Source organism: Nocardia sp. CNS-044 (genome assembly GCF_059570515.1).
The window spans coordinates 41,650-66,205 of sequence record NZ_JCANSX010000006.1; the positions used below are offsets into that span (position 1 = coordinate 41,650).

General features: G+C 69.8%; 24 protein-coding genes. 12 read left to right on the forward strand and 12 right to left on the reverse strand.

Features of this window, described 5'->3' with window-relative positions:
• Window positions 1–306: 306 nt before the first annotated feature.
• The gene (locus T333_RS08950; protein ID WP_496424190.1) at window positions 307–753 is read left to right on the forward strand and encodes an SRPBCC family protein; all 447 of its coding nucleotides are present in this window, start codon (window positions 307–309) and stop codon (window positions 751–753) included.
• A 91-nt stretch (window positions 754–844) separates the two neighbouring features.
• A complete protein-coding gene (locus T333_RS08955) occupies window positions 845–2,089 on the forward strand; it encodes an SGNH/GDSL hydrolase family protein (protein WP_496424191.1) in 1,245 nt (414 codons plus the stop codon).
• A 70-nt stretch (window positions 2,090–2,159) separates the two neighbouring features.
• Here T333_RS08955 and gatA read toward each other — a convergent pair whose 3' ends face one another.
• Window positions 2,160–3,632 (reverse strand): Asp-tRNA(Asn)/Glu-tRNA(Gln) amidotransferase subunit GatA, encoded by a 1,473-nt coding sequence (gatA, locus tag T333_RS08960; RefSeq protein WP_496424192.1) that lies wholly within the window; start codon window positions 3,630–3,632, stop codon window positions 2,160–2,162.
• A complete protein-coding gene (gatC, locus tag T333_RS08965) occupies window positions 3,629–3,928 on the reverse strand; it encodes an Asp-tRNA(Asn)/Glu-tRNA(Gln) amidotransferase subunit GatC (RefSeq protein WP_354999200.1) in 300 nt (99 codons plus the stop codon). The genes gatA and gatC overlap by 4 nt, the downstream gene beginning before the upstream one ends.
• Before the next feature lie 364 nt (window positions 3,929–4,292).
• Between gatC and T333_RS08970 the strand changes: the two genes are divergently transcribed.
• Entirely contained in the window at window positions 4,293–4,943 is a 651-nt protein-coding gene (locus tag T333_RS08970) for an ACT domain-containing protein (protein ID WP_067781705.1), read from the forward strand.
• Between the two features lie 59 nt (window positions 4,944–5,002).
• On the opposite strand, the gene T333_RS08975 is transcribed toward T333_RS08970, so the two are convergent.
• Genes T333_RS08975 through T333_RS08985 form a run of 3 tightly spaced genes read right to left on the reverse strand, consistent with a single transcriptional unit; the run spans window position 5,003 to window position 7,176 of the window.
• Window positions 5,003–5,512, reverse strand: coding sequence for a GNAT family N-acetyltransferase (locus tag T333_RS08975; RefSeq protein WP_496424193.1), 510 nt, complete (start codon window positions 5,510–5,512; stop codon window positions 5,003–5,005).
• A gap of 46 nt (window positions 5,513–5,558) precedes the next feature.
• Window positions 5,559–5,903 carry a hypothetical protein gene (locus tag T333_RS08980; RefSeq protein ID WP_354999198.1) on the reverse strand — a complete coding sequence of 115 codons (345 nt, stop codon included), beginning with the start codon at window positions 5,901–5,903 and terminating at the stop codon, window positions 5,559–5,561.
• 28 nt (window positions 5,904–5,931) lie between these two features.
• Window positions 5,932–7,176: an AAA family ATPase gene (locus T333_RS08985; protein WP_496424194.1), complete on the reverse strand. Its 1,245-nt coding sequence runs from the start codon at window positions 7,174–7,176 to the stop codon at window positions 5,932–5,934.
• A 179-nt stretch (window positions 7,177–7,355) separates the two neighbouring features.
• Here T333_RS08985 and T333_RS08990 point away from each other — a divergent pair, with 179 nt between their 5' ends.
• Together T333_RS08990 and T333_RS08995 are read left to right on the forward strand one after the other, a co-directional pair.
• Window positions 7,356–7,955, forward strand: coding sequence for a Uma2 family endonuclease (locus tag T333_RS08990; protein WP_496424195.1), 600 nt, complete (start codon window positions 7,356–7,358; stop codon window positions 7,953–7,955).
• Window positions 7,956–8,021: 66 nt separating this feature from the next.
• On the forward strand, window positions 8,022–8,375 hold the full coding sequence (locus T333_RS08995) for a hypothetical protein (protein ID WP_357253402.1): 354 nt from the start codon (window positions 8,022–8,024) through the stop codon (window positions 8,373–8,375).
• A gap of 282 nt (window positions 8,376–8,657) precedes the next feature.
• Here T333_RS08995 and T333_RS09000 read toward each other — a convergent pair whose 3' ends face one another.
• The 7 genes from T333_RS09000 to T333_RS09030 form a co-directional block, all read right to left on the reverse strand.
• Complete coding sequence (locus tag T333_RS09000) at window positions 8,658–9,794, reverse strand: S-adenosylmethionine:tRNA ribosyltransferase-isomerase (protein WP_496424196.1); 1,137 nt, start codon at window positions 9,792–9,794, stop codon at window positions 8,658–8,660.
• On the reverse strand, window positions 9,791–10,483 hold the full coding sequence (locus T333_RS09005) for an SDR family NAD(P)-dependent oxidoreductase (RefSeq protein ID WP_496424197.1): 693 nt from the start codon (window positions 10,481–10,483) through the stop codon (window positions 9,791–9,793). The genes T333_RS09000 and T333_RS09005 overlap by 4 nt, the downstream gene beginning before the upstream one ends.
• Window positions 10,484–10,746: 263 nt before the next feature.
• Window positions 10,747–12,861 (reverse strand): NAD-dependent DNA ligase LigA, encoded by a 2,115-nt coding sequence (gene ligA, locus T333_RS09010; protein WP_496424198.1) that lies wholly within the window; start codon window positions 12,859–12,861, stop codon window positions 10,747–10,749.
• A gap of 70 nt (window positions 12,862–12,931) precedes the next feature.
• Complete coding sequence (locus T333_RS09015) at window positions 12,932–13,981, reverse strand: methionine synthase (protein ID WP_496424752.1); 1,050 nt, start codon at window positions 13,979–13,981, stop codon at window positions 12,932–12,934.
• Between the two features lie 438 nt (window positions 13,982–14,419).
• On the reverse strand, window positions 14,420–15,538 hold the full coding sequence (mnmA, locus tag T333_RS09020) for a tRNA 2-thiouridine(34) synthase MnmA (RefSeq protein WP_496424199.1): 1,119 nt from the start codon (window positions 15,536–15,538) through the stop codon (window positions 14,420–14,422).
• Window positions 15,538–16,767: a cysteine desulfurase family protein gene (locus T333_RS09025; protein ID WP_496424200.1), complete on the reverse strand. Its 1,230-nt coding sequence runs from the start codon at window positions 16,765–16,767 to the stop codon at window positions 15,538–15,540. Before T333_RS09025 ends, mnmA begins: the two co-directional genes overlap by 1 nt.
• Window positions 16,768–17,004: 237 nt before the next feature.
• Complete coding sequence (locus T333_RS09030) at window positions 17,005–17,472, reverse strand: MarR family winged helix-turn-helix transcriptional regulator (protein WP_496424201.1); 468 nt, start codon at window positions 17,470–17,472, stop codon at window positions 17,005–17,007.
• A gap of 115 nt (window positions 17,473–17,587) precedes the next feature.
• On the opposite strand from T333_RS09030, the gene T333_RS09035 reads away from it, so the two are divergent.
• The 7 genes from T333_RS09035 (at window position 17,588) to frdD (ending at window position 24,331) form a co-directional block, all read left to right on the forward strand.
• The gene (locus T333_RS09035; protein ID WP_496424202.1) at window positions 17,588–18,712 is read left to right on the forward strand and encodes an NADH:flavin oxidoreductase; all 1,125 of its coding nucleotides are present in this window, start codon (window positions 17,588–17,590) and stop codon (window positions 18,710–18,712) included.
• A 56-nt stretch (window positions 18,713–18,768) separates the two neighbouring features.
• Window positions 18,769–20,760: an NAD-dependent DNA ligase LigA gene (gene ligA, locus T333_RS09040; RefSeq protein WP_354999189.1), complete on the forward strand. Its 1,992-nt coding sequence runs from the start codon at window positions 18,769–18,771 to the stop codon at window positions 20,758–20,760.
• An 81-nt stretch (window positions 20,761–20,841) separates the two neighbouring features.
• Window positions 20,842–21,075: a hypothetical protein gene (locus T333_RS09045; protein WP_357253375.1), complete on the forward strand. Its 234-nt coding sequence runs from the start codon at window positions 20,842–20,844 to the stop codon at window positions 21,073–21,075.
• Between the two features lie 25 nt (window positions 21,076–21,100).
• Window positions 21,101–22,843, forward strand: coding sequence for a fumarate reductase (quinol) flavoprotein subunit (frdA, locus tag T333_RS09050; RefSeq protein ID WP_354999187.1), 1,743 nt, complete (start codon window positions 21,101–21,103; stop codon window positions 22,841–22,843).
• Window positions 22,844–22,848: 5 nt separating this feature from the next.
• Window positions 22,849–23,592: a succinate dehydrogenase/fumarate reductase iron-sulfur subunit gene (locus tag T333_RS09055; protein WP_496424203.1), complete on the forward strand. Its 744-nt coding sequence runs from the start codon at window positions 22,849–22,851 to the stop codon at window positions 23,590–23,592.
• Window positions 23,589–23,981, forward strand: a complete 393-nt coding sequence (locus T333_RS09060; RefSeq protein ID WP_496424204.1) for a fumarate reductase subunit C — start codon at window positions 23,589–23,591, stop codon at window positions 23,979–23,981. Before T333_RS09055 ends, T333_RS09060 begins: the two co-directional genes overlap by 4 nt.
• The gene (gene frdD, locus T333_RS09065; RefSeq protein WP_496424205.1) at window positions 23,978–24,331 is read left to right on the forward strand and encodes a fumarate reductase subunit FrdD; all 354 of its coding nucleotides are present in this window, start codon (window positions 23,978–23,980) and stop codon (window positions 24,329–24,331) included. The genes T333_RS09060 and frdD overlap by 4 nt, the downstream gene beginning before the upstream one ends.
• The last annotated feature ends 225 nt before the right edge of the window (window positions 24,332–24,556 follow it).

Genomic DNA, 24,556 nt, shown 5'->3' on the forward strand with positions numbered 1-24,556 from the left:
CGCCGCGCGGCGCCGGGCACCCGCCGAGCCCGCCGGTCGTCATCGGGCACCCGCCAAGTCCGCCGGTCAGCACCGGGCACCCGCCAAGTCCGCCCTGGGCTCGTGTTCAACCTGCCGCTCGGCCCCGGGCTCATGTTCAGCCTGCCGCTCGGCCCCGGGCTCCAGTTGAGGATGCCGCCCAGCACCGGGCTCTAGCCGACGCACCGGACAGCGCCGGAACCCCGCTGAGCTCGCTCGTCGGCGCGGGATTTACGCTGAGCGAGCCGTTCATTGACGCGACAGTAGAACTTGTTCTAATTTGCTCCCATGGGCTTTGTCATCGACGTGGCCGTGTACATCGACGCACCGGCCGACCTGGTGTGGCAAGTGATCACGGACCTCCCCCGCTACGGCGAGTGGAATCCCTTCGTCACCGAATGCGAGAGCACGCTCACGCCCGGCGATCCGATCGACATGCTCGTGCAGGTCTACGGCTCCAGCCCGCGGCGGCAGCGCGAATGGATTCGCAGCCACACCCCGGGTCGTGAGCTCAGCTACTCGATGAAGCCGGTGCCGCTCGGCGCGCTGCACAGCCTGCGCTCGCACACCGTCACCGCGGTGAGTCCCGAACGAACGCGCTACGAATCGCATTTCGAGCTCGGCGGCTGGTTCCACCCCGTGGTGGCGGCGGCGCTCGGCGCGAACCTGCGCCGCGGCTTCGAAGGTATGACCGCGGGGGTCCAGCGCCGCGCCGAGCTGTTGCGCACCAGCTGAATCCGGGCCGGGAATCGACCCGGCGCTTTCGTGGTTGTGCCGTCCTGTTCGGCGCTTCGCCGAGTTCGACCACGAGAGAACGGATTCCGTCGTGCGCACCGTCCGTGCCCTGCTAGCCCTGCTGCTGATCCTGCTACCGTTCACCGCCGCGGGCGCGGCGGCCCGTCCAGCGGATCCGCCGGGCTGGACCACGGCGTGGGCGACCTCACCGCACCCGCCGAGTCGCGCGTTCGTGACCAACTGGGCCCAGCAGGGCTTCGCGAATCAGACTCTGCGCCAAGTGGTCCGGGTCAGCGAGGGCGGACTCACCACCCGCGTGCGGCTGACCAACCGCTACGGCGCCGCCCCGCTGACGATCACCGGCGCGACCATCGCGCGCACCGCGGGCGCGGGCGCGATCAGACCCGAGACGCTGTCGCCGCTGACCGCCGGGCTGTCACCCACCTTCGAGATCGCGCCGGGCGCCGACCTCGTCACCGATCCGGTCGCATTGCCGCTCAACGCTTTCGACTCGATCACCATCACGCTGTACTTCGCCGGGCCGACCGGCCCCGCCACGCAACACGCGCAGGCCGTCGCCACCACTTACCGCGCCGCGGGCGATCACCGCGCCGACCCGACCGCCGCCGCGTTCACCGAGACCACCCCGACCTGGTACTACCTGGCGGGCGTCGAGGTGGCCGATCTCCTGCCGAACCCGCCCGCCATCGTGGCCTTCGGCGACTCCATCACCGACGGCGTCGGCTCGACCACCGACGCGGACAACCGCTTCCCCGACGAGCTCGCCGAACGCCTCGCCGCGGCGGGCGCCCCGCGCGCGGTGCTGAACCAGGGCATCGGCGGCAACCGGGTGACGGTCGACTCCGACTGGCTCGGCGAGAGCGCGCTGCACCGCTTCCAGCGCGACGTCCTCGACCAGCCTGGCGTCGGCACGGTGATCATCCTGGAAGGCGCCAACGACATCGGCCTCAGCGCGGGCGCGCCCAACCTCGGCGAACCGCCGGTGCCGGTCTCCGCGGACCAGTTGATCGCCGCGCACCGCGAGCTGATCGCCCGGGCCAAGGCCGCCGGACTTCGCGTCATCGGCGCGACCATCCTGCCCTTCGGCGATTCGCCGTACGACTCGCCGGAGGCCGAGGCCAAGCGCTTGGCCGTCAACGAGTGGATCCGCACCTCCGGTGAGTACGACGCGGTTGTCGACACCGCCGCCGTGCTCGCCGATCCGGCGGACCCGAGCCGGTTGAACCCGGCCTTCGACAGCGGAGATCGCTTGCACCCCAACGACGCGGGCTTCCGCGCGATGGCGCAAGCCGTGGATCTCGCCGATCTGCGCTGAGGACAACCCACCGAAAACGCCGAGCGGGCCGGGGCATCACGCCCCGGCCCGCTCGCCGTTGTCCGGTCCGTCAGGCGACGGGTCCGCGGGCGGCCTCGTAGGCCGCGCCCACCCGGTACAGGCGGTCGTCGGCCAGCGCGGGCGCCATGATCTGCAAGCCGACCGGCATGCCGTCGTCCTTGCTCAGCCCCGAGGGCACCGACATGGCCGGGTGGCCCGCCAGGTTGGTCGGCAGCGTGCACAGGTCCGACAGGTACATGGCCAGCGGATCATCGACCTTCTCGCCCAGCTTCCACGGGGTGAACGGGCTGGTCGGCGAGACGAGCACGTCGACCTTCTCGTAGGCGGCGTCGAAATCGCGCGCGATCAGGGTGCGGACCTTGAGCGCCTGACCGTAGTACTCGTCGTAGTAACCCGCCGAGAGCGCGTAGGTGCCGATCATGATGCGGCGCTTGACCTCGGGGCCGAAGCCCGCGGCGCGGGTCATCGCCATGACCTGCTCGGCGCTGTGCGTGCCGTCGTCGCCGACGCGCAGGCCGTAGCGCATGGCGTCGAAGCGCGCCAGGTTCGACGACACCTCCGAGGGCATCACCAGGTAGTAGGACGGCAAGCCGTACTCGAAGTGCGGACACGACACCTCGACGACCTCGGCGCCCAGCTCCTTCAGCACGCCGACCGCGGCGTCGAAGGAGGCGAGCACGCCCGGCTGGTAGCTGTCGGAGTGCAGCTCCTTGACCACGCCGATCTTCACGCCGCGCAGATCGCCCTCGGCGCCCGCGCGCGCGGCGGCCACCACCGGCGGCACCGGCACGTCGCGGGAGGTGGAGTCGCGCGGGTCGTACCCCGCGATCACCTCGTGCAGCAGCGCGGTGTCGAGCACCGTGCGGCCGCAGGGCCCGCCCTGATCCAGCGAGGACGCGCAGGCGACGAGGCCGAAGCGGGAGACCGTGCCGTAGGTCGGCTTGGTGCCGACGGTCGCGGTCACCGCCGCGGGCTGCCGGATCGAGCCACCGGTGTCGGTGCCGATGGCCAGCGGCGCCTGGTACGAGGCCAGCGCGGCCGCCGAGCCGCCGCCGGAGCCGCCCGGGATGCGGGTGGTGTCCCACGGGTTGCGGGTCGGGCCGTAGGCGGAGTTCTCGGTGGACGAGCCCATGGCGAACTCGTCCATGTTGGTCTTGCCGAGGATCGGGATGCCCGCCGCGCGCAGCTTGCTGGTCAGCGTCGCGTCGTACGGCGACATCCAGCCCTCGAGGATCTTCGAGGCGCAGGTGGTCGGCATGTCCGTCGTGGTGAAGACGTCCTTGAGCGCCAACGGAACTCCGGCCAGCGGCGAGGCGGGCGCGTGCCCGTCGGCCAGCGCCGCGTCCACCGCGTTCGCGGCGGCGAGCGCCTGCTCGCCCGCGACGTGCAGGAACGCGTTGAACTCGCCGTCCACCTCGGCGATCCGATCCAGGTGCGCCTGGGTGACCTCGGCCGAGGACACCTCGCGGGCGTGGATCTTCGCGGCCAGCTCGGCCGCGCTGAGCGTGGTCAGCTCTGTCATTCGCCCTCTCCCAGAATCTGCGGCACCATGAACCGCTGCTCCTCGACCGCCGGTGCGGCCGCCAGCGCCTCGTGCGGCGTCAGGCCGGGCACGAGTTCGTCGGGGCGCGTCACGTTGGTCACCGGATTCGGCGAGGCTGTGGCCGGGACGTCGGCGGCGGCGACCTCGGAGATGGTCCGCACGTGGCTCAGGATCGAATCCAGCTGACCGGCGAACTGATCCAGTTCGGCGTCGGTCAGCGCGAGCCGGGACAGCCGGGCGAGGTGTGCGACCTCGTCGCGGGAGATGGCGGGCACCGCGGGACCCCTTTCGGCATGGTTGTGCATGGGTGGCCGTGCACGACGACCGCGCTGGCGCTCGGCTCACATCGTGCACGGCAGATGTTAGTCCGCGACCGGGATCGCTCCGCCCACCCGGTCGCTGCCGGGGCTGCGGTGGACAGACAAACACTACGCCGCGCGACGCACCGCCCGTCCGAGAGCAAGAACCGCGACGACACACCACGGGATCTAGAGCGACACGCCGAGATGGCGCGAAATTGCCGCGTGGCGTTCGTCACTGGCAGCGCTTCGAGTCGATAACAGGCCGCAAGGGGTGTAAGTATTGCCTGACCCGGGTATCCGACCACCAGGCTCGGCCGGCCAGAGGAAAGGAACGCGCGTGTCATACCTGCTCCGCGTGCAACTTCCGGATCGCCCGGGAAGCCTCGGCGCACTCGCGCTCGCATTGGGTTCCGTCGGCGCCGACATCCTCTCGCTGGATGTGGTCGAACGAGGGGCAGGCTTCGCCGTGGACGATCTCGTCGTGGAAGTTCCACCCAACGCGCTCCCGGACACGCTGATCACCGCGGCGGAATCGATCGGCGACGTGCACGTGGACTCGATCCGCCCCTATTCGGGCGTGCTGGACACGCACCGCGAGCTCGAGCTCATCGACCAGGTGGCCAGCGCCCGCGACGATCGGCTGCAAGTGCTCGTCGACGGCGTCCCCCGGGTGCTGCGCGTCGGCTGGAGCACGGTGATCGATCTGGGCCCGCACGGCGCCTATCGGCTCGTCGGCAGCCAGAGCGCGCCGCAGACCCAGGCCGGTTCGGCGCCGTGGATGCCGCTGGAGAAGCCCGCGGTGCTCGATCCGGAGGCCGAGTGGGTGCCGCAGATCTGGCGCGACATGGACACCAAGCTGGCGGCGGCGCCGCTGGGCAACACCGGCAAGGTGCTGCTGCTCGGCAGGCCGGGCGGCCCGGACTTCCGGCCGTCGGAGGTGGCGCGGCTCGGCTACCTGGCCGGAATCGTCGCGACCGTGCTCGGCTGAACCCGAACCGCGCCGGAGGGAACTGCTCTTGGCGCGCAGTCGGATTCGCGCGAACGGTGTCAGCGTGGAGGTAGCGGTAGCCGCAGCACGGTGAGCAGCTCGCCCGCCTGCGTCGTCCAATCCCGTTCCGGCACGGCGACGAAACCGAAGCGGTCGTAGATGCGGCGGGCGTCGACCATCGCGGACATGGTGGTCAGCGCGACCGCCTCGCACTTTTGCGCGCTCGCCATCTCGATCACGGTGCGCACCAACGCCGTTCCCGCACCGAGCCCGCGGGCCCGCTTGGCGACCGCGAGCATGCGGAACTCCAGTTCGCCGGGCCGCGCGATCTCCGCATAAGGGGTGCCGTAGCGGGCGACGGTGAGCGAGCCGATCAAGCGGTCGTCGTGCACGGCGACCAACACCTCCGCAGCGGCGGCGGCCCTGCGTTCGGTGTCGGCCAGCTCGGCGACGTACGGACTGCCCGGCCGGACATAGCCCTCGCCCACGTACACGTCGACGGTCAGCTCACCGACCGCGGCGTATTCCTCCGGGATCGCCGTCCGGATGACCAGCTCGCTCGCGCCCATACCGGCATCCTGCCACCGCCGCGCGCGACCTAGACATCCGACCAGTTCAGGAACCCAGGCTAGGACGGCCGCCGGGGTGCTGGATCTGCCACCGGTCCGGCTTGCCCGGCGGGTACACCACGGGGATGTAGTCGCCGATCGCGGGCCACTGGTTCACGTCCCAGGCGAAGCGTCCGTAGACCACGGTCCCCGGTACCGAGGGGCCGGTCAGGTTGCCGGTGATCGTGACGTATTGCTCGCCCACGGCGTCCGGGCGCGGGCTCACGCCGGTCACGTACAGGGTGCCGGATTCCGGTTCGGCCAGCTGGAAGCCCTTTCGCCCCCGGCGGTAGGACACCAGCAGCGCGACGAGCAGGGTGACCATGATCACCAGCATTGCGAGTTCCAGCATGGGTCCATCGTATGGGGCAACGGTGGGGTCAGAGCGCGGCCAGCTCGCTCGTCCCGCGCTCCGTGCGCCGGACCTGCCAGACCGCCGTGCGGGTGCGTTGCGAACGCCCGTTGCCCCGATCGATCAGCGAGCGGTTGTCGGTGGTGAAAACGAGTTGGGCGCCATGGGCATTGGTCTCCGGGTTCTGGAACAGCTGGATCAGCCGGTCGGCCTGTTCGGCGGGCAGGTGCGCGCCGATGTCGTCGACCGCGAGTACCCGGCCGTTGTCGAGCGCGTCGAGCATGGTGGGCAGCAGGCGCAGCAGCGAGAGGGTCGCGGCGGATTCGTCGGTGATGTCGAACGGGGCGTCGATGCCCGCGTGCACGAGGCTCAGGCCGACCCCGCGCCGACCCACCATGCGGGTGTAGAGCGCGTCGCGGGCGGCGCGCAGGTTGGTCAGCTCCCGTTCCAACAGCAGCGGTGTGAGCCCGGTGTCCTGTAGTAGTCGGTCGGCGTGCGCGGGCGAGGTGGCGCACAGCTCGACCTGTTTGGCGGCGCCCTCGATATCGGCGTCGAGTTCGCGCAGGTAGTCGGCGTAGAGCGGGTCGTTCTCGGCGATCAGCAGATCCGTGATGCCCAGTTCGGCGGCGCGCAGCAACAGCAGCAGTCGGGCCGCGTTGTCCGGGGACCGAGAGATGTGGCCGCCCAACCGGTGCGCGATCTCGTTCGGCTCGGCGGCGCCGCGCTGTACCTCCAGCATCGAGGAGAACCAGCGGTAGGCGGGGACCAGCGCCTCGGCGTACATCTGCCCGGCGAGGCTGAGCAGCAACGCGTTCGGGCGCACCAGCGGAACCAGCGCGGCGATGCCGTAGCGGGCGGCCTCGAACATGGGCCCGATCTTGATCTGTTCGCCGTTGCGCTCGAACACGATTCGCTTGCGCGAGCGCGGATGGCTGTACAACCATTCGGCCGTCACCTCGGCGTTGTCCAACCGGAAGCCGTAGGTGAACGGGCAGCCCTCCGCGACGAACCCCGCGACGAACTCCGACGGCCGATCCGGAAAACCCAAGTGCGGCGCGCGAACCGGGCCCGCGTAGGGATCCCACCCCGTGACCGAGTGCAGCACCGCGTCGCGCATGTGCCCGAGCGCGTCGACCAGGCTCGTCTTCCCCGCCGCCGTCCCTCCGTGCACCGCGGTCACCGGCACCGCCACCGGCCCGCTCCCCTTGGTCAGCCGCAACTCCTGCCGTTCGGCCAGCGATCTGTGGTTGGTCACCTGAAAACTCCGCAGCATGCCGCCATACTTCCGTCCCACCCACCTCGAGGCGACACCAACCCGCGTCGGTGCACGAACCAGCACACGGCGCCCGCCGAGTCCGTAGTTGTGGATAAGTTCGATTTCCTCACCGCTACCTGGCCCGATGCGACGCGCTTCCGCCCTCACCTCGAGCACGGCACGGTAGGCTTGGCTTCATGACCGAGGCCTCGATCGCCTACCGCTGGAGCCGCGACGAGTTCTTGCGCGCGTGGCAAGCGGGCGCGTTCGACCATCGGGTCGAACTCGTGGAGGGGGAGGTCTGGTCGGTGGTCATCGGAGACTGGCACGGGCCAGCCGTATTCCGCGTCGGACTGGCATTGGAGTCGGACGGGTTCGAGGTCAGCGGAACAACGCTGCCGACCGAGGATTCTCTTCCCGACCCGGGCTGCTGGGTCCGACGGCTCGATTCCGAGCCGATCGGTGTCGTCGGGCGGAAGATCTCGGTGTGGGCCCCGGACGATATCCCGCTGGTCGTCGAGGTTTCCGACGAGACGGTCGTGCCAGACCTCACTATCAAGGCCAACCTTTACAGCCGGGGCGGGTATCCGGTGTATTGGGTCGTCACAAGGGAACTGATCTACGAACATACCGAGCCCACTCCCGTCGGCTATGCCAACGTGCGCAAATTCCGTCCTGGCGAACTCATTCCGCTGCACTTCGCCGACACCGCGGTCGCGGTCGACGACATCCTCTTCCCGAAAAACCGGCGGCCGACAGCTGACGGACGGGGGGACAGGTCGGCCGATCGGGGTTAGCATGCTGGCGCTAGGTCCTGTGCGGGGCGTGGCTGTCGGAACGTCTCCCAGGGATGAGGTGCAGCGATGACACGGATACTTCGTCGGCTCGTGATCCGCGGTGCGGTGATCGGGGCGGTCGCCGCGGGAGCGGTGGTCGCGGTGCCGCAGACGGCGATCGCGGAGGCGCCGTGCCAGGACGGTACCGCGCGGGTGTTCCTGAACAACGCCACCAATCTGTGTCAGAGCGGCAGCGCGACCTACACCGCGTACCCCGCGGTGACCAAGGTGTGTTCGACCAGCGGTACCAAGGTCGTCGTCGACACCACCGGCCCGCGCCGGGTCAACCGTCGGCACGTCGAACTCGATCCGGGCGGGCACTGCGCGCGCTTCGAGATCGAGGGCCAGGAGAGCGCGACCGTGCTGGTCACGGCCGCCTGACAAGCACACCGCCGGAAAGACGTTCGGTTTGACAGTCTTGCGGCGCAGCACGTTTCACCTCGCCCGACGGGCGCAGCCGGACGGAGTCGCCCCGTAAGCCGCGCACGGCCGTGGGCTGGACGGCGCGCCGGTGGCGTTCGTCCACAAGACCCGCGACCCGCTGGTCCCTGACCAGGCGGCCGGACTTCGTCCCGAGCCAACCCGCGCACCGCCGGCGGTGAATCGGCATCGCGCGATCCGGCAGTTCGAAGGTCGGCGCCCACGCGAACGCGGAGGTACGACCTAGTCGCGGTCGTCGCCGCGGAAAAGCAGTGCGCTGTCGCCGAATTCGTGCCACAGGTAGCCGGTGTCGAGCGCCTCGGCGTAGGCGCGGCGCACGGTGGTCTCCCCCGCGACCGCGACGAGCAGATCGAGGTGGGAGGCGCCGGGGGCGTGCCAGCCGGTGATCAGCCCGTCGACCACGCGAGCGGGGCGGTCCGCGCCGAGCACCAGTTCGGTCCACCCGCTCACGGGCCGTACCCGACCATCCTTGTCGGCGGCGGATTCGAGGGCCCTGGTGACCGTGGTGCCGACCGCGACGACCCGCCCGCCCGCGCCTTTGGTGTCGTTCACCAGCCGGGCCGTCGCAGCGGGCACCGCGAAACGCTCCGGGCTCGGCGGCTCCCCGGCTTCCGGTGACGAGACGCCGGTGTGCAGCGTGATCGGCGCGAGGGAGACACCCGAGCTCACCAGATCCAGCACCACGTCGTGCGTGAAGGGCCTTGCGGCGCTGGGCATTTCCGCGCTGCCCGGAATCCGTCCGAACACCGTGGTGTAGTACGACGGCGACCATCGCCGCGGCACGTAGGAGTAGGTGATCGGTCGTCCGTGCTCACTCATGAGAACCCGCGGATCCACGGTGACGTCGGCGATCCACAACCTGCGCGCCCCCGGCAACCAGGGTTCGCGCAGCGTCGCGCGCGCTCCGCCCGCCAGCTCGAGCACAGCGCCCGCACGCAGTTCGCCGTCGGGCAGCGGGGTGCGCTCGCGGGTGCGCGCCTCGACCACCCAACCGCCGTCGTCCAACCAGGTGGCGAAGTGCAGGGTGATCGGCAGATCGGCGAGTGTGCCGTCGACCGCCGCCGAGGTCGTAGCCGAGTTGTTCACCACCACTAGGTCGCCCGGTCGCAGATACCGCGGCAGTTCGCGGAACCGCGCGTGCGTCGACCGGTCTCCCGCGACCAACAGCCGGACTTCGTCCCGCGCCAACCCACGCGCCTCCGGCGGTGCATCGGCATTGCGCCGATCCGGCAGTTCGAAAGTCCGCGCCCACGCGGCGAAAGGCGTTGCCGCCCGGATCTTTCCGTGCTTCGACAACGAGCGGTGCCGCGCGGACGGCACGATGCCTTTCGCAGATCGGCGCGACGCCCCGCCACTCATCGCGCCACCGCGAAATCCGCCGCGGTGTAACGGCCGTTCCTCGGGCGTTCGTCGAGGAGCCGCAGCAGCGCGGGCACGACGCTCTCCGGCTCCGGCCGATCGGAGATGTCCTCGCCGGGGAACGCGGCCTGATGCATCTCGGTGCGCATATCGCCCGGATCGAAGGAGTAGACGGCCAGCTCCGGATGCTCGGCCGCGAGGATCGCGGTGAGCTGGTCCAGCGCCGCCTTGGCCGAACCGTACCCGCCCCATCCCGGATACGGCTCCACGGCGGCGTCGGAGCTGATGTCGACGATCACCCCGCCGGGACCGAACAGGGGCAGCGTGGCTTGCAGAACGGCCAGCGGCGCCACCACGTTCGTGCGATACACGGCCTCGAGCTCGTCGAGCGGGTAGTCGGCCAGCCGCGGCAGCGGGCTCGGGCCGAGCCTGCTGGCGTTGTTCACCACGAGGTCGAGAGGTCCGGCGCCATCGGCGATTTCGGCCAGCCGCGCGCGGTGCGCCGGATCGGTGACATCGCCGGTGACGGCGACGAATGCGACGCCGAGCTCGGCGCGGACCTCGTCGAGCCGATCACCACGACGGGCGGTGCCGATCACCCGCCAGCCGCGCCCGGTCAACGCGCGTGCCAGCGCGCGGCCGAGCCCGGCGGACGCGCCGGTGATGAGGGCGGTGGGACGGTGAGTCATGATGACCTCCTCCTAGTTGCCTGGTAGGCGCTGTCGGACTCGATCCCTCCGAAGACCACCCCACGGCCGAAGCGACTGCGGAGGTACGCCGCGCACGCCCGGAACGACTGCGGAGGTACGCCGTCGCATGGCCGGAGCGACTGCCGAGGTAGCCGCGCATGGAGCGAATGCGGAGGTACGCCTACCCACCGATCGTCATACCTGAAGCAAGGTTCAGGTCAAGTGCCGTTCGCAGACGGCGCACACGCCGACCGCCGCGGGGCCTACTCCTCGACGTTTCCCTCGGCGCCGGACGCCGCCGGTGTCACCGCCTCCGGCCCACCCGCCAACAGCAATCGGAATCCGTCCTCGTCCAGAATCGGCACACCGAGCTCCTCGGCCTTGGCCGCCTTCGAACCGGGCGACTCGCCGATCACCACGAACGCCGTCTTCTTGGAGACCGAACCCGCCGCCTTACCGCCGCGCATCAGAATGGCTTCTTTGGCGCCGTCGCGCGAAAAGCCTTGCAGCGAACCGGTGACGACGATCGAGAGGCCCTCCAGCGTGCGCTCGATCGACTCGTCGCGTTCGTCCTCCATCCGCACACCGGCCGCGCGCCACTTGTCGACGATCGCCCGGTGCCAGTCGACGGTGAACCATTCGGCCGCCGCCGCGGCGATGGTCGGGCCGACGCCGTCGGCGGCGCCGAGTTCCTCGGCCGTGGCCGACTCGATCCGCTCCATGCTGCCGAACTCGGCGGCCAGCGCCCTGGCCGCGGTGGGGCCGACGTGCCGAATCGACAGGCCGACGAGCACCCGCCACAGCGGACGCTCCTTGGCGGAGTCCAGATTGTCCAGCAGCCGTTTGCCATTCGCCGAGAGGGTGCCGCTCTTGTTGGCGAACAGCGAGGTGGTGAGCAGGCGCGGCTCGTCGAGGTCGAACAGATCGCCCTCGTCGGCGATGGCGCCGGACTTCAGCAGGTCGACGGCGGCCTCGTAGCCGAGCGCCTCGATGTCGAAGGCGTTGCGGCTGGCCACGTGATACACCCGCTCCCGCAGCTGCGCGGGACAGGAACGCTGGTTCGGGCAGCGGATGTCGGCGTCGCCTTCCTTCTCCGGCGCGAGCTCGGTGCCGCACTCCGGACAGTGCGTCGGCATGACGAACTCGCGCTCCTCGCCGGTGCGCGCGTCCACCACCGGGCCGAGCACCTCGGGAATCACGTCGCCCGCCTTGCGGATGGTGACGGTGTCGCCGATGAGCACGCCCTTGCGCTTGACCTCCGACGCGTTGTGCAGCGTCGCCATCGCGACGGTCGAGCCCGCGACGGACACGGGCTCCATCACCGCGAACGGCGTGACGCGGCCGGTGCGTCCCACGTTGACCTGGATGTCGCGCAGCTTGGTGGTGGCCTCCTCGGGCGGGTACTTGTAGGCGATCGCCCAGCGCGGCGCGCGCGAGGTGGAACCGAGGCGACGTTGCAGCGACGTCTCGTCGATCTTGATGACTTGGCCGTCGATCTCGTGCTCGATGTCGTGGCGGTGCTCGCCCCAGTAGGCCACCCGCTCGATCACCGCCTCGACGCCCTGCACCCGCCGGGTGTGCTCGGAGACCGGCAGGCCCCAGGCGGCCAGCGCACGGTACGCCTCGTACTGCGAGGACGGCATGTAGCCCTCGATGCGGCCGAAACCGTGACAGATCATCCGCAGCCGCCTGCGCGCGGTGACCGACGGGTCCTTCTGCCGCAGCGAACCGGCCGCGGTGTTGCGCGGGTTGGCGTAGGGCGGCTTGCCCTCGGCGACGATGGACGCGTTGAGGGTCTCGAAGTCCGCCAACCGCATGTACACCTCGCCGCGCACCTCGAGCAGGTCGGGAATCGGGAACTCGTCGGCGGCGGCCAGCTCGACCGGGATGTCGTCGATGGTGCGCGCGTTGAGCGTGACGTCCTCCCCGGTGCGACCGTCACCACGGGTCGCGGCGCGCACCAGCCTGCCCTTCTCGTAGACCAGGTTGAGCGCGACGCCGTCGATCTTCACCTCGCACAGGTAGTGCAGGTTCGGGCCGGTCTCGGCCTCCACCCGCGCGGCCCATGTGCGCAGTTCGTCATAGCTGAACACGTTGTCCAGCGAGAGCATCCGCTCCAGATGGTCGACCGCGGTGAAGTCGGTCGCGAAGCCGCCGCCGACGAGCTGGGTCGGCGAATCGGGCGTCCGCAGGTCCGGATGCTCGTCCTCCATGGCTTGCAGCCGCCGCAGCAGCTCGTCGAACTCGCCGTCGGAGATGATCGGCGCGTCGCGCACGTAGTAGCGGAACTGGTGTTCGCGAACCTCGTCCGCGAGCCGCTGCCACTCCACCCGCTGCTCTGCCGTCGCCGGAATCGCCACACTCTCGCTCTCGCTCACGAAAGGCAGAGTAGTCGAGGCCACCGACACATTCCCGCACGTCCGAGCCCTGCCGCGCGGTCCGGACCGGTCAGGAGAAGGTCAGCGACTCCGGGTCCTCGGCGAAGGCGCGCGCCACCTCGTTCGCCAGATTCAGCGCGCGCCGGGCCCAGGACAGCGGCGCGCCCGCGAGCCCGCACGCCGGTGCGACGAGCACGCGGTCGGCGAGCGTGGCGCGCGGAAAGCCGAGGCGATCGATGAGACGCACGCCCGGTTCCGCTATCTCACGCCAGGTGACCGGCGCCTGCGGCGTGGTCGCCGTCGCGGCGGCTCTGATCGCCGGGTCGGTGGTCGGCACCAGCCCGAGCACCAGCCGTTTACCTGCGTCGAGCGTCTCGCCGATGCTGTCGAGATCGCGGGTGTGGATCGTCGCGAGGTCGAAGCCGACCGCGGCGGCCTGGCTGCGGCGCAGAAAGGCCAGCGCGGGCGGCTCGGCGCAGCTGTGCACCAGCACCGGCGCGGCCTGCGCCTCGATGACGGCGTCGAGGACCGCGAGCGCCTCCGGATCCGGCATCGCGCGCACGGTGTCCAGCACGCTGACGCCGCGCAGCGAACCGTTCAGCACGTCGGTCAGCGACGGCTCGTCGAGTTGCAGCACGACCCGCGCGCCGAGCCGTTTGCCGACCTCGGCGACGTGCTGGGCGAGGCCCTCCGCGAGGGATTCCGAAAGATCGCGCAGGGCGCCGGAATCGGTGAGCGCGCGGTGCCCGCCGGGCAGCTCGACCTCGGCGGCCAGGGTGAGCGGACCGGCGGCCTGCACCTTGACGACGCGTCCTGTACCCGCCGAACCCGTTGTCTCCCATGCCTCTTCGAGCGCGTCCAGGTCGGCGCGCAGCAGATCGCGGGCGCGGCGGGAGACCGCGCCGGGACGCGCGGCGAGCCGGTAACCGCGGGTGCTGATGTCGAAGCGCATGTCCACGAGCAGGGCCGAGACGCGGCCGATCATGTCGGATCCGAGACCGCGGCCCGGTAGCTCGGGCAGGTGGGTCAGCTCGGCTAGCTCGCCGAGCACGGTGTTCGCGGCTTCGCGCGGATCGGCGCCCGGCCAGGAGCCGACGGCCGTCGCGATACCGCCGGGCAACGGGTCGAACGCGCCGGGGTCGGCGGAATCCGCAGCGTCAGTACCGGTTTCGCTCACCACGTCCTACCCATGTCGATGTGTGATGGATGCCGCCGCGTGCACCGGTGGCTCGACGCCTGATGCCGAGATCCGTCCCAGTCCGCCCGGCCGCGGCATCGTGACATTACCCCGCACCGCAGCCGGGGCGATCATGGCGTATGCCTGTCGGACTCGCGGCCTGCTCCTCGGTGCGGCGACGAGTCCGTCGGCCGATCAAGACGACGATCAGCTTCTCTACCGCACCTCGGTGCGCCAGCGGGTACGTCGGCCGATCGGGACGGGCGATCGACTTCTACCGCGCCCCGGTGCGCCAGTGGGTACTTCGGCCGATCGGCTCCTCTACCGCGCCCCGGTACTGCAACGGGTACATCGACCGATAAGGACGGACGATCGGCTCCTCTACCGCGCCTCGACGCGCGCCGCGTCGTCGGCCGAGTGCGGCTCGCGCGAGGTGTCGCTGATGGTCCCGCTGCCGATCACCTCGTCGCCCGCCGCGTCGGGCCGGTACAGCACGACGGCCTGTCCGCGCGCGACGCCGGTCAACGGCTCGCGCAGCCGCACCTCGAGCCCGTCGCCCGCCGCCTCGGCGACCGCGGGCGCGGTGCCGCCGTGCGCGCGCACCTGCGCGACGCACTCGATCGGCCCCTCCGGCGTCGTGCCCGAGGTCCAGATCGCCCGCTCGGCGCGCACCGTCCAGACCCGCAGGTCCTCGGCCGAGCCGACGCGCACGGTGCCGGAGTCGGGATCGATGTCGGTGACGTAGCGCGGCTTGCCGTCGGCCGCGGGGCCCGCGAGCCCGAGACCCTTGCGCTGGCCGATGGTGAAGCCGTGCACGCCCTCGTGCTTCGCGAGCACCTGGCCGTCGGCGTCCACGACCGCGCCCGGCCGGACGCCGATCTTCGCGCCGAGGAAGGCGCGGGTGTCACCGGAAGGGATGAAGCAGATGTCGTGGCTGTCGGGCTTGTTCGCCACCGCGAGTCCGCGCTCGGCGGCCTCGGCCCTGATCTGCGGCTTCGGGGTGTCGCCCACCGGGAACATGGCGCGGGACAGCTGCTCGGCGGTGAGCACGGCGAGGACGTAGGACTGGTCCTTGTCCGCGTCCACCGCGCGGCGCAGCACACCGTCCTCCAGCCGGGCGTAGTGGCCGGTGACGACGGCGTCGAAGCCGAGCGCCACCGCGCGGTCGGCCAGCGCCGAGAACTTGATCTTCTCGTTGCAGCGCAGGCACGGGTTGGGCGTCTCGCCCGCCGCGTAGGCCGCGACGAAGTCGTCGATCACGTCTTCCTTGAAGCGGTCCGCGAAATCCCAGACGTAGAAAGGGATTCCGAGCACGTCCGCCGCGCGGCGGGCATCACCCGCGTCTTCCTTCGAGCAGCAGCCGCGCGAACCGGTGCGCAGCGTGCCGGGCGTGGCCGAGAGCGCGAGGTGCACGCCGACCACCTCGTGCCCGGCGTCGACGGCGCGCGCCGCCGCGACGGCGGAATCGACACCACCGCTCATCGCCGCGAGTACCCGCATCACACACCACCTTTCGCACCGGCAAGACCAGCGGCCCTGGCCCGCTCCACCACCTGGGGCAAGACATCGAGGAGGGCGTCCACGTCGGCGCGGGTCGACGTGTGCCCCAAGGAGAATCGCAACGAGCCGCGCGCCACCCATGGTTCGACGCCCATGGCGATCAGCACGTGACTCGGCGTGGCCACGCCCGCGTTGCAGGCGGAGCCGGTCGAGCATTCGATCCCCGCCGCATCCAGCAGCATCAGCAGCGAATCGCCTTCGCAACCGGGGAACGTGAAGTGCGCGTTGCCCGGCAAGCGCTGCGCGCCGACCGGACCGTTGAGCACGGCGTGCGGCACCGCCGCCGTGACGCCCGCGATGAGCGCGTCCCGCAAGGCGATCAATTCGGCTGTGCGCGTGGGCAATTCGGCGACCGTGGCGTCGAGCGCGGTGGCAAGGCCGACCGCGGCCGCGGTGTCCGAGGTGCCGGAGCGCAGGTCGCGCTCGTGCCCGCCGCCGTGCAACAGCGGCACACACCCGACCTGCCTGCCAAGCAACAGCACGCCGACACCGTGCGGTCCGCCGACCTTGTGCCCGGCGAAACTCGCCGCGGACAGCCCGCTCGCGGCGAAATCGATGGGCAGCTGGGCCGCCGCCTGGATCGCGTCGCTGTGCATGGGAACGCCGAATTCCTGTGCCACCGCGGCGAGTTCGGCGATCGGCTGGATCGCGCCGACCTCATTGTTCGCCCACATGACGGTGACGAGGGCGACCTCGTCGGGGTGCTCGGCCAGCGCCGCCCGCAGCGAGCGCGGCGACACCACGCCGTCGGCGTCGACCGGCAGCCAGGTGGCCTGCGCGCCCTCGTGCCGCTCGAGCCATTCCACCGTGTCGATGACCGCGTGGTGCTCGATCGCGCTGGCGATGATCCTGGTGCGGCACGGGTCGGCGTCCCTGCGCGCCCAGTAGATGCCCTTGACCGCGAGATTGTCGCTCTCGGTTCCGCCGGAGGTGAAGATCACCTCGGACGGCCGGGCGCCCAGATCAGCGGCGATCGACTCGCGCGCCTCCTCGAGCAACCGGCGCGCGGCCCGCCCGGATCCGTGCACCGACGAGGCGTTCCCCGGCCGCGCCATGGCAGCCGTCATCGCCTCGATCGCCGCGGGCAGCATCGGTGTGGTCGCCGCATGATCGAGGTAGACCGTCTGGGGCGCAGCACCGATGACCGGACCCGAAAAAGCCGACTTCATGACCGATAAAGCCTATCCCATCGCTGACCTGCGCAATCTTGGGGTATTCCCCCGCCATCTACGAATTCTCTACGATTTCGCACACGCTTCCCGCAACCTGCCGACCGCCCTCGAGTATTCCCTCGGCCGCGGTTCGGCACGGGCCGCTATGGCGTTCGGGAGCCCTGCGCCCCTCACGGTCGCCCATCGCCGGACAGGGTGGTTTGCTCGAGGGTGCGGGGCCGGAGTCGGCGGCGCCTATCGACCGGTGACCGAGGTAGACGAGTCGGACCGGGTGGCGAGCCGGGCGACGAAAACCTGTTCCAGCAGTGCGCACAGACGGTCTCGGTCCTGGTCGCTGAGCCTGTCCAGGCCTTCTCGGGTGGCGCACATTTTCGCCCGGATCGTCTCGGTCACCTGCCACCCCTCGGGTGTGATGACGAGATTGGTGACGCGCCGGTCGGATGCGCTGGCCTCCCGGCGCACGAGGCCACGCTTCTCCAGCCGGTTGATGATCCCGGTCACGTTGGAGGCGTCGCAGGCCAAGGTCTCGGCCAGGGCGCGCATCGCGACGGGCCCCCGGCGCAGCACGCTCAGCGTCCTGGCCTGGCTCGCGGTGAGGTTCTCGCTCGCCGCCGCGGCCGTGAAGTCGCTGTAGTAGGTGCCGAGCGACACCGAGAGCAGCTCCATGAGCTGGGCCGTGTCGACGCCGGAAGCTTCTGCCATGCGAACCACCCTATCCGCAGAAACTTGACCATCTCAAATACTTAGCTCTACGGTGGCTGCGTTGTTTGAAGTTCTCAACCATCGACTTCCTCAAGTAACTACTAGGAGCATCCAGTTGATCGATACCGCGTCCAAGGCCTCCCGCACGGCCGAGATCCTGTCCCGGCCGGTCACGCTGAACGGCCTGACCGTCCCGAACCGCATCGTGATGGCGCCGATGACGCGCATGTTCTCCCCTGGCGGCATTCCCGGTGACGACGTGCGGTCGTACTACGCCCGGCGCGCCGCCGCCGGCGTGGGCCTGATCGTCACCGAGGGGACCTACATCGGCCACGAGTCGGCGGGGCAGAGCGATCGCGTGCCGCGGTTCCACGGCGAGGAGCAGTTGGCGGGGTGGGCGCAGGTCGCCGCGGACGTCCACGCGGCGGGCGGCAAGATCGTGCCGCAGCTGTGGCACATCGGCATGGTCCGCAACCAGGGCGACGCGCCCTACCCTGACGCACCCGCTGTCGGCCCCTCCGGTATTCGTGTCGACGGCACCGAGGGTGGCAAGGCGATGACCCAGGGTGACCTGGACGACGTCATCGGCGCCTTCGCCGAGGCCGCGGCCGACGCCGAGCGCATCGGCTTCGACGGCGTCGAATTGCACGGTGCGCACGGCTATCTCCTCGACCAGTTCTTGTGGGGACGCACCAACCGCCGTGCGGATGTCTACGGCGGTGACCCCGTGGGCCGTACGAAGTTCGCGGCCGAGGTCGTCGCCGCGGTTCGCGCCGCCGTCTCGCCCGGCTTCCCGGTGATCTTCCGTTACTCGCAGTGGAAGCAGGAGGCCTACGACACGCGACTCGCCGAGACCCCGCGGGAGCTGGAGGCGATCCTGACTCCGCTCGCCGCGGCAGGCGTGGACGCCTTCCACGCCTCCACTCGTCGCTACTGGCTCCCGGAATTCGACGACTCGGACCTGAACCTCGCCGGCTGGACCAAGAAGCTCACTGGCAAGCCCACCATCACCGTCGGCTCGGTCGGCCTCGACGGCGATTTCCTCCGTGCGTTCACGGGCCAGGGCGCCGAACTCGGCAGCCTCGACAACCTCCTCGATCGTCTGGAGCGCGACGAATTCGACTTGGTCGCTGTCGGTCGCGCCCTGCTCCAGGACCCGGAGTGGGCGTCCAAGGTCCTGGCGGGGCGGATCGACGAGCTGAAGCCGTACGACGCGGCGGCACTGAAGACGCTCAGCTAGGCCGGGCGGAAGCGCCTCGACGGCAGTGTCGGTGGGTATCGGTAGCCTCCCGTGCTGTGGAAACCGGTGAACGTATCCAAGAGCTCGCGGACCGCATCGTGGCGCTGCGCGACGCCTACTACCAGGGCTCGCCGCTGGTCGCGGACGCCGAGTACGACGCGCTCGAGGACGAGCTTCGTGCCCTGATCGGGGCGCACCCCGACCTCACGCCCGACCCGAATCCGCTGGAGCAGGTCGGCGCGCCCGCGGTGCTGCACGCGCCGGTGCGGCACTCGCGTCCGATGCTGTCGCTCGAGAAGGCGACCAAGCCCGAGCAGGTCGCGGCGTTCTTCGAACGTTTTCCCGGCCAGCCGGTGGTGGTGATGCCGAAGCTCGACGGCTTGTCCCTGGCCCTTGTCTTCGAGGACGGGCGGTTGGTGCGTGCCGTGACCCGGGGCGATGGCACCACCGGCGACGACGTCACCATGCTGGTTCGCGCGCTGGTCGACGGCGTTCCCGAGCGGATCGGCCTCTCGGGGCGGGTGGAGGTTCGTGGCGAGGCGGTGATGCTGCGTTCGACCTTCCTCGCCTACAACACCGCCCATCCGGACAAGCCGCTGATCAATCCACGCAACGCCGCCGCGGGCACATTGCGGGCGAAGGACCCGGCCACGGTCGCCGGCCGGCGCTTGCAGTTCTTCGGATTCGACCTGGACACCCCCGCCGACGCCGCCGCGGTCGACCTCGTGGAGGGGTTGGCGGCACTGGGCATCATGGGCGCGCAGATGCGGCACTGCGCCGACGCCGAGCAGGCGCAAGCCGCGATCACCGCGATCGAGCGAAGCCGCAACGAACTCGACTACGACCTCGACGGCGCGGTGCTGCGACTGGCCGACCGCGATGCCTACGCGGCGGCCGGGACGCGGTCGAACTCCCCGCGCGGCGCGCTGGCGTTCAAGTTCGCCGCCGAGGAGAAGACCACGCTGCTGGCCGAGGTGGTCTGGGACGTCGGCAAGACGGGCAAGATCGTCCCGGTCGCGTGGCTGGAGCCGGTGTTCGTGGGCGGCACCACAGTCACGAAAGCCACGCTGGCAAACCAAGAGGTGATCCGCGCCCGCGACATCAAAATCGGTGACACAGTACTGGTGCGCCGCGCGGGCGACGTGATCCCGTTCGTCGCGGGCGTGCTCGACGCCTCCAAGCGCACGGGCGAGGAACGCGAGATCGTGCCGCCCACCGCCTGCCCCTCGTGCGCGCAGCCGGTGACCGAACAGGGCAACAGCCGAGAACTGTTCTGCACCAACGCCTCCTGCCCCGCCCAGACGGTGCGCAGGCTGATCCACTGGGCGTCGCGGGCGGCGGCCGACATCGACGCCATCGGACCGGTGTGGATCGAACGCCTGGCCGAGGCGGGCATTCTGGAGAGTCCCGCGGACTTCTACACGCTGACCAAGGAGCGTCTGCTCGAGTTCGACCGCATCGGCGAGGTCTCGGCCGCGCGCATGATCGACTCGATCGATGCCAGCCGCCAGGTCGGCCTGCGTCGCGCGCTGATCGGCCTGGCGATCCCGATGGCCTCCGATGGCACCGCCGCGCGCCTGGCCCGAGCGGGATTCGGCTCCCTGGAGGAGGTCGCCGACGCGGGCGAGGAACGGCTCGTGGCGGTGGAGGATATCGGACCGAAGGTCGCCGCCTCCCTGGTCGAGCATCTCACTCGCCTGCGCCCGGAATTGGAGCGGCTGCGCGCCGCGGGTGTCTGTCTGGATGTGCGCGAAGAGGACCTGCCCCCGGTCGTCGCGGCGGGCGCGCCCCTGGCGGGCAAGGCGGTGGTGATCACCGGCGCCATCAGCGACCCGCGCTCCGGCGAAAAGGTCGCCCGGCCGACATTCCAACGCTTGTGTGAGAAGGCGGGCGCGACGGTGGCGTCTTCGGTGTCGGCGAACACCGACCTGCTCGTCACCGGCGCGGGAGTCGGTGAGAGCAAGCTGGCCAAGGCGGAGAAACTCGGCGTCGAGGTCATCGATCAGGGCGAGATCTGGCAGCGGCTGATCGACGCCAAGGTCGTCTAGGCCCGACCCGGGGGCAATGCGCGTACGCTTGTCTTCTACACCGATCAGTAGGGTGTGCCACCGGTTAGCCGGGAGGCCGAGATGCTTAGCACCACCGAGCAGTTCAGCACCGAACGCGCCCCATGCGGGAAACTGCGGGGCGGGGCTCGCCACCGGGAAAACGACGACGCGGGCCTGGTCATCGATGACCTGCGTTACGACTGCGGCTGCCGCAGGATTCGACACGAATTCCACGACGGCAGCGTTCGGATCAAAACCGTCCGCCACGACGGCAAGGTCCTGATGGACGAGCACAGCGCCGACTTCGAGGCCTGACCGACGACGCCCGGGTGGTGCCACCATGACCGCTTCGCACGATGTAGTGATCGTTGGCGGGGGCGGCGCGGGCCTGCGTGCGGCCATCGCCATCGCGCAAGACAACCCCCGGTTGAGTATCGCGATCGTTTCCAAGGTCTATCCGATGCGCAGCCACACCGTCTCCGCCGAGGGTGGCGCGGCCGCTGTCGCTGATCCCGGCGACAGCCTCGACGAGCACGCACACGACACGGTCTCCGGCAGCGATTGGCTCTGTGACCAAGACGCTGTCGAGGCCTTCGTCCAGGAAGCACCGCGCGAGCTGCTCCAGCTGGAACATTGGGGCTGTCCATGGAGCCGCAAGCCGGATGGGCGCATCGCGGTACGCGCGTTCGGCGGCATGACGAACAACCGCACCTGGTTCGCGGCCGACAAGACCGGCTTCCACATGCTGCACACGCTGTTCCAGACCGCACTGTCGTATCGAGACATCGTCAGGTACGACGAGTGGTTCGCCACAACGTTGCTCGTCGACGAGGGCAAGGTGTGCGGCATCGTCGCCATCGAACTGGCCACCGGACGCGTCGAAACCATTCTCGCCAGCGCTGTCATCGTGTGCACCGGCGGCTGCGGCCGGGTGTATCCGTTCACCACCAACGCCAATATCAACACCGGCGACGGTATGGCCTTGGCCTACCGGGCGGGCGCACCGCTCAAGGACATGGAGTTCGTCCAGTACCACCCGACCGGGCTTCCATTCACGGGCATCTTGATCACCGAAGCGGCGCGCGCGGAGGGCGGCTGGCTGCTCAACAAGGACGGTTACCGCTACCTGCAGGACTACGACCTCGGGACGCCCGCACCGAAGCCGGTGATGCGAAGCATGGAACTCGGGCCGCGTGACCGGCTGTCGCAGGCCTTCGTGCACGAGCTGGACAAGGGCCGGACCATCGGCACGCCGTACGGACACGTCGTCCACCTCGACCTACGCCACCTCGGCGCGGCTCTCATCGACACGAAACTGCCGTTCGTGCGCGAGCTGTGCTCGAAGTACCAGAACATCGATCCGGTCCGGGAGCTGATCCCGGTTCGCCCGGTCGTCCACTACATGATGGGCGGCATCCATACCGACATCCACGGCGCGACACCCCTGGACGGCTTGTACGCCGTAGGTGAGACCGCCTGCGTCAGCATCAACGGCGCCAATCGGCTCGGGTCGAATTCCCTGCCCGAGTTGCTGGTCTTCGGCGCGCGAGCCGGTCACGCCGCCGCCGAGTACGCGAGCTCCGCCAAGACCCGCGAGACACCGGCGGTCGTGGCGCGCGGACGCACCGAACAGGACCGGCTGGAACAGCGACTGGCCCAGCATGCCGAGGGATCCGAACGCATCGCCCAAATCCGCACCGAGATGCAAGAGACGCTGGAGACCGGTGCCGGGATCTACCGGGACGGCGCCTCCCTCACCGCGGCGGCCGACAAGGTGCGCGAGCTTCGCGAACGGTTCGGCAGCGCGCACCTCGACGACCACAGCCGGGCGTTCAACACCGAACTGGTGGCGATGCTGGAGCTGTCCTGCATGCTCGACGTGGCGGAATGCATCGTCGCCTGCGCACTGGCGCGGGAGGAATCCCGTGGCGCGCACCAACGGACCGATTTCCCCGCCAGGGACGACCAGCGATTCCTGGCCCATTCGCTGATCCATCGGCAGCCGGACGGTCCGGGCCGCGTCTCGTACCTGCCGGTGACGATTACCCGCTGGCCTCCGGCCGAACGCGTATATGGGAGGTGATGGCGATGGCGGACCGGATAACCCTGCAGGTCGCGCGCTACCGACCGGATCGAGACGACGAACCGGTCCCGCAGTCGTACGAGGTTCCGCTGCGCAAGGAATGGACGGTGCTCGACGGCCTCAACTACATCAAGGACGACCTCGACGGGACGGTGTCGTACCGGTGGTCGTGCCGGATGGGCATCTGCGGTAGTTGCGGCATGACCGTCAACGGCGAGCCACAGCTGAGTTGCGCCACTTTCCTCACCGACTACGCGCCCGGGCCGGTGCGGGTCGAGCCATTGCGCAACTTCCCGGTGATCCGGGATCTCGTCGTGGAGATCAGCGACTTCATGCAGAAGCTGACGGCGGTAGAGCCATGGCTGATCAGGGAGGAACACCGGCCGCCCGAGGACGGCGAGTACCTGCAAACACCGTCCGAAATGGACGATTACAGCAAATACAGCATGTGTATCAACTGCATGCTCTGCTACTCGGCCTGTCCCGTCTACGCGCTCGAGCCCGAGTTCCTCGGTCCGGCGGCGATCGCGCTGGCCCAGCGCTACAACCTCGACTCGCGTGACGAGGGAGCCGCGGATCGGCGGGACGTGCTCTCTTCTCCGGAGGGAGTATGGTCCTGCACCTTGGTCGGCGAGTGCAGCACCGCCTGCCCCAAGGGGGTCGACCCGGCCGGGGCGATCCAACGCTACAAACTGACCGCGGCCACGCAATCGCTGCGAGATTTCCTCATGCCTTGGCGGGCCCGATGACCACGGCGCCGCGGTTGTACCGCAAGCCGGTCCCCACGTTCTGGTGGGTGCGACGCCGCTCGTACCTGCTCTTCGTTCTGCGCGAACTCAGCAGCGTGTTCGTCGCCTGGTTCGTGGTGTATCTGCTGCTCCTCGTCCACGCGGTCAGTTCGGGAAGCGCGGAGTATCAACGGTTTCTGAGCTGGAGCTCCGGAGGGTGGGTGGTCGCGCTGAACACGATCGCCCTGCTGTTCGTGCTACTGCACACGGTCACCTGGTTCGGCCTCGCGCCCAAGGCGATGGTCGTGCGGGTTCGGAACCGGCGCGTCGCACCGGCCACGATCGTTGGGGCGCACTATCTGCTGTGGGGTCTGCTGACGGCGATCGTGCTGTGGGTGGTGCTGCGATGACGAACAGAAGATCCCCGGAACCGTTGGCGTGGTTGCTGTTCAGCGCCGGCGGGATGGCCGCCGCGCTGCTCGTGCCGGTGCTGCTGTTCCTGTTCGGCATCGCCTTTCCCCTGGACTGGCTGCCCGCGCCGGACCACGCAGACCTGCTCTCGGTGTTGCGTCATCCCGTCACCCGGCTGGTCCTTTTCGGCCTCTGCGCGCTGGCTCTGTTCCATTGGGCACACCGCTTCCGGTACACGCTGACACACGGCTTGCGGCTGGAGCGGTTCAGCGCGTTGATCATCGCGGTCTGCTACGGCGGCGCCGTCATCGGCTCGGTAGTCGCCGCGTACTTGCTGCTGCGCGCCTAGACACCCCCCGGACGTAGATCGACCTCGGTCAATTACCGCCGTACTCGGATACCCGGACACTGGGCTGCACGCGGCCGAGGCCGGAACGTCGATGACCGTCACCGGAAGCCGCTACGTCGCGCCGCATGGAAATCGACGGGACCTACAGGCAGGAATCGTCCACGAGATCCCGCGCTTGCGCTTCCCCCAGCGACAGCCCGGTAGATGAGCCGAAGTTCTTGGCCG

Excerpts from the sequence above, each read along its gene's own strand:
- T333_RS08950 (WP_496424190.1), top strand. The coding sequence starts at position 307 with ATGGGCTTTGTCATCGACGTGGCCGTGTACATCGACGCACCGGCCGAC.
- gatA (WP_496424192.1), bottom strand. The coding sequence starts at position 3,632 with ATGACAGAGCTGACCACGCTCAGCGCGGCCGAGCTGGCCGCGAAGATC.
- T333_RS08975 (WP_496424193.1), bottom strand. The coding sequence starts at position 5,512 with ATGGGCGCGAGCGAGCTGGTCATCCGGACGGCGATCCCGGAGGAATAC.
- T333_RS08980 (WP_354999198.1), bottom strand. The coding sequence starts at position 5,903 with ATGCTGGAACTCGCAATGCTGGTGATCATGGTCACCCTGCTCGTCGCG.
- T333_RS08985 (WP_496424194.1), bottom strand. The coding sequence starts at position 7,176 with ATGCTGCGGAGTTTTCAGGTGACCAACCACAGATCGCTGGCCGAACGG.
- T333_RS08990 (WP_496424195.1), top strand. The coding sequence starts at position 7,356 with ATGACCGAGGCCTCGATCGCCTACCGCTGGAGCCGCGACGAGTTCTTG.
- T333_RS08995 (WP_357253402.1), top strand. The coding sequence starts at position 8,022 with ATGACACGGATACTTCGTCGGCTCGTGATCCGCGGTGCGGTGATCGGG.
- T333_RS09000 (WP_496424196.1), bottom strand. The coding sequence starts at position 9,794 with ATGAGTGGCGGGGCGTCGCGCCGATCTGCGAAAGGCATCGTGCCGTCC.
- T333_RS09005 (WP_496424197.1), bottom strand. The coding sequence starts at position 10,483 with ATGACTCACCGTCCCACCGCCCTCATCACCGGCGCGTCCGCCGGGCTC.
- mnmA (WP_496424199.1), bottom strand. The coding sequence starts at position 15,538 with ATGCGGGTACTCGCGGCGATGAGCGGTGGTGTCGATTCCGCCGTCGCG.
- T333_RS09025 (WP_496424200.1), bottom strand. The coding sequence starts at position 16,767 with ATGAAGTCGGCTTTTTCGGGTCCGGTCATCGGTGCTGCGCCCCAGACG.
- T333_RS09030 (WP_496424201.1), bottom strand. The coding sequence starts at position 17,472 with ATGGCAGAAGCTTCCGGCGTCGACACGGCCCAGCTCATGGAGCTGCTC.
- T333_RS09045 (WP_357253375.1), top strand. The coding sequence starts at position 20,842 with ATGCTTAGCACCACCGAGCAGTTCAGCACCGAACGCGCCCCATGCGGG.
- frdA (WP_354999187.1), top strand. The coding sequence starts at position 21,101 with ATGACCGCTTCGCACGATGTAGTGATCGTTGGCGGGGGCGGCGCGGGC.
- T333_RS09055 (WP_496424203.1), top strand. The coding sequence starts at position 22,849 with ATGGCGGACCGGATAACCCTGCAGGTCGCGCGCTACCGACCGGATCGA.
- T333_RS09060 (WP_496424204.1), top strand. The coding sequence starts at position 23,589 with ATGACCACGGCGCCGCGGTTGTACCGCAAGCCGGTCCCCACGTTCTGG.
- frdD (WP_496424205.1), top strand. The coding sequence starts at position 23,978 with ATGACGAACAGAAGATCCCCGGAACCGTTGGCGTGGTTGCTGTTCAGC.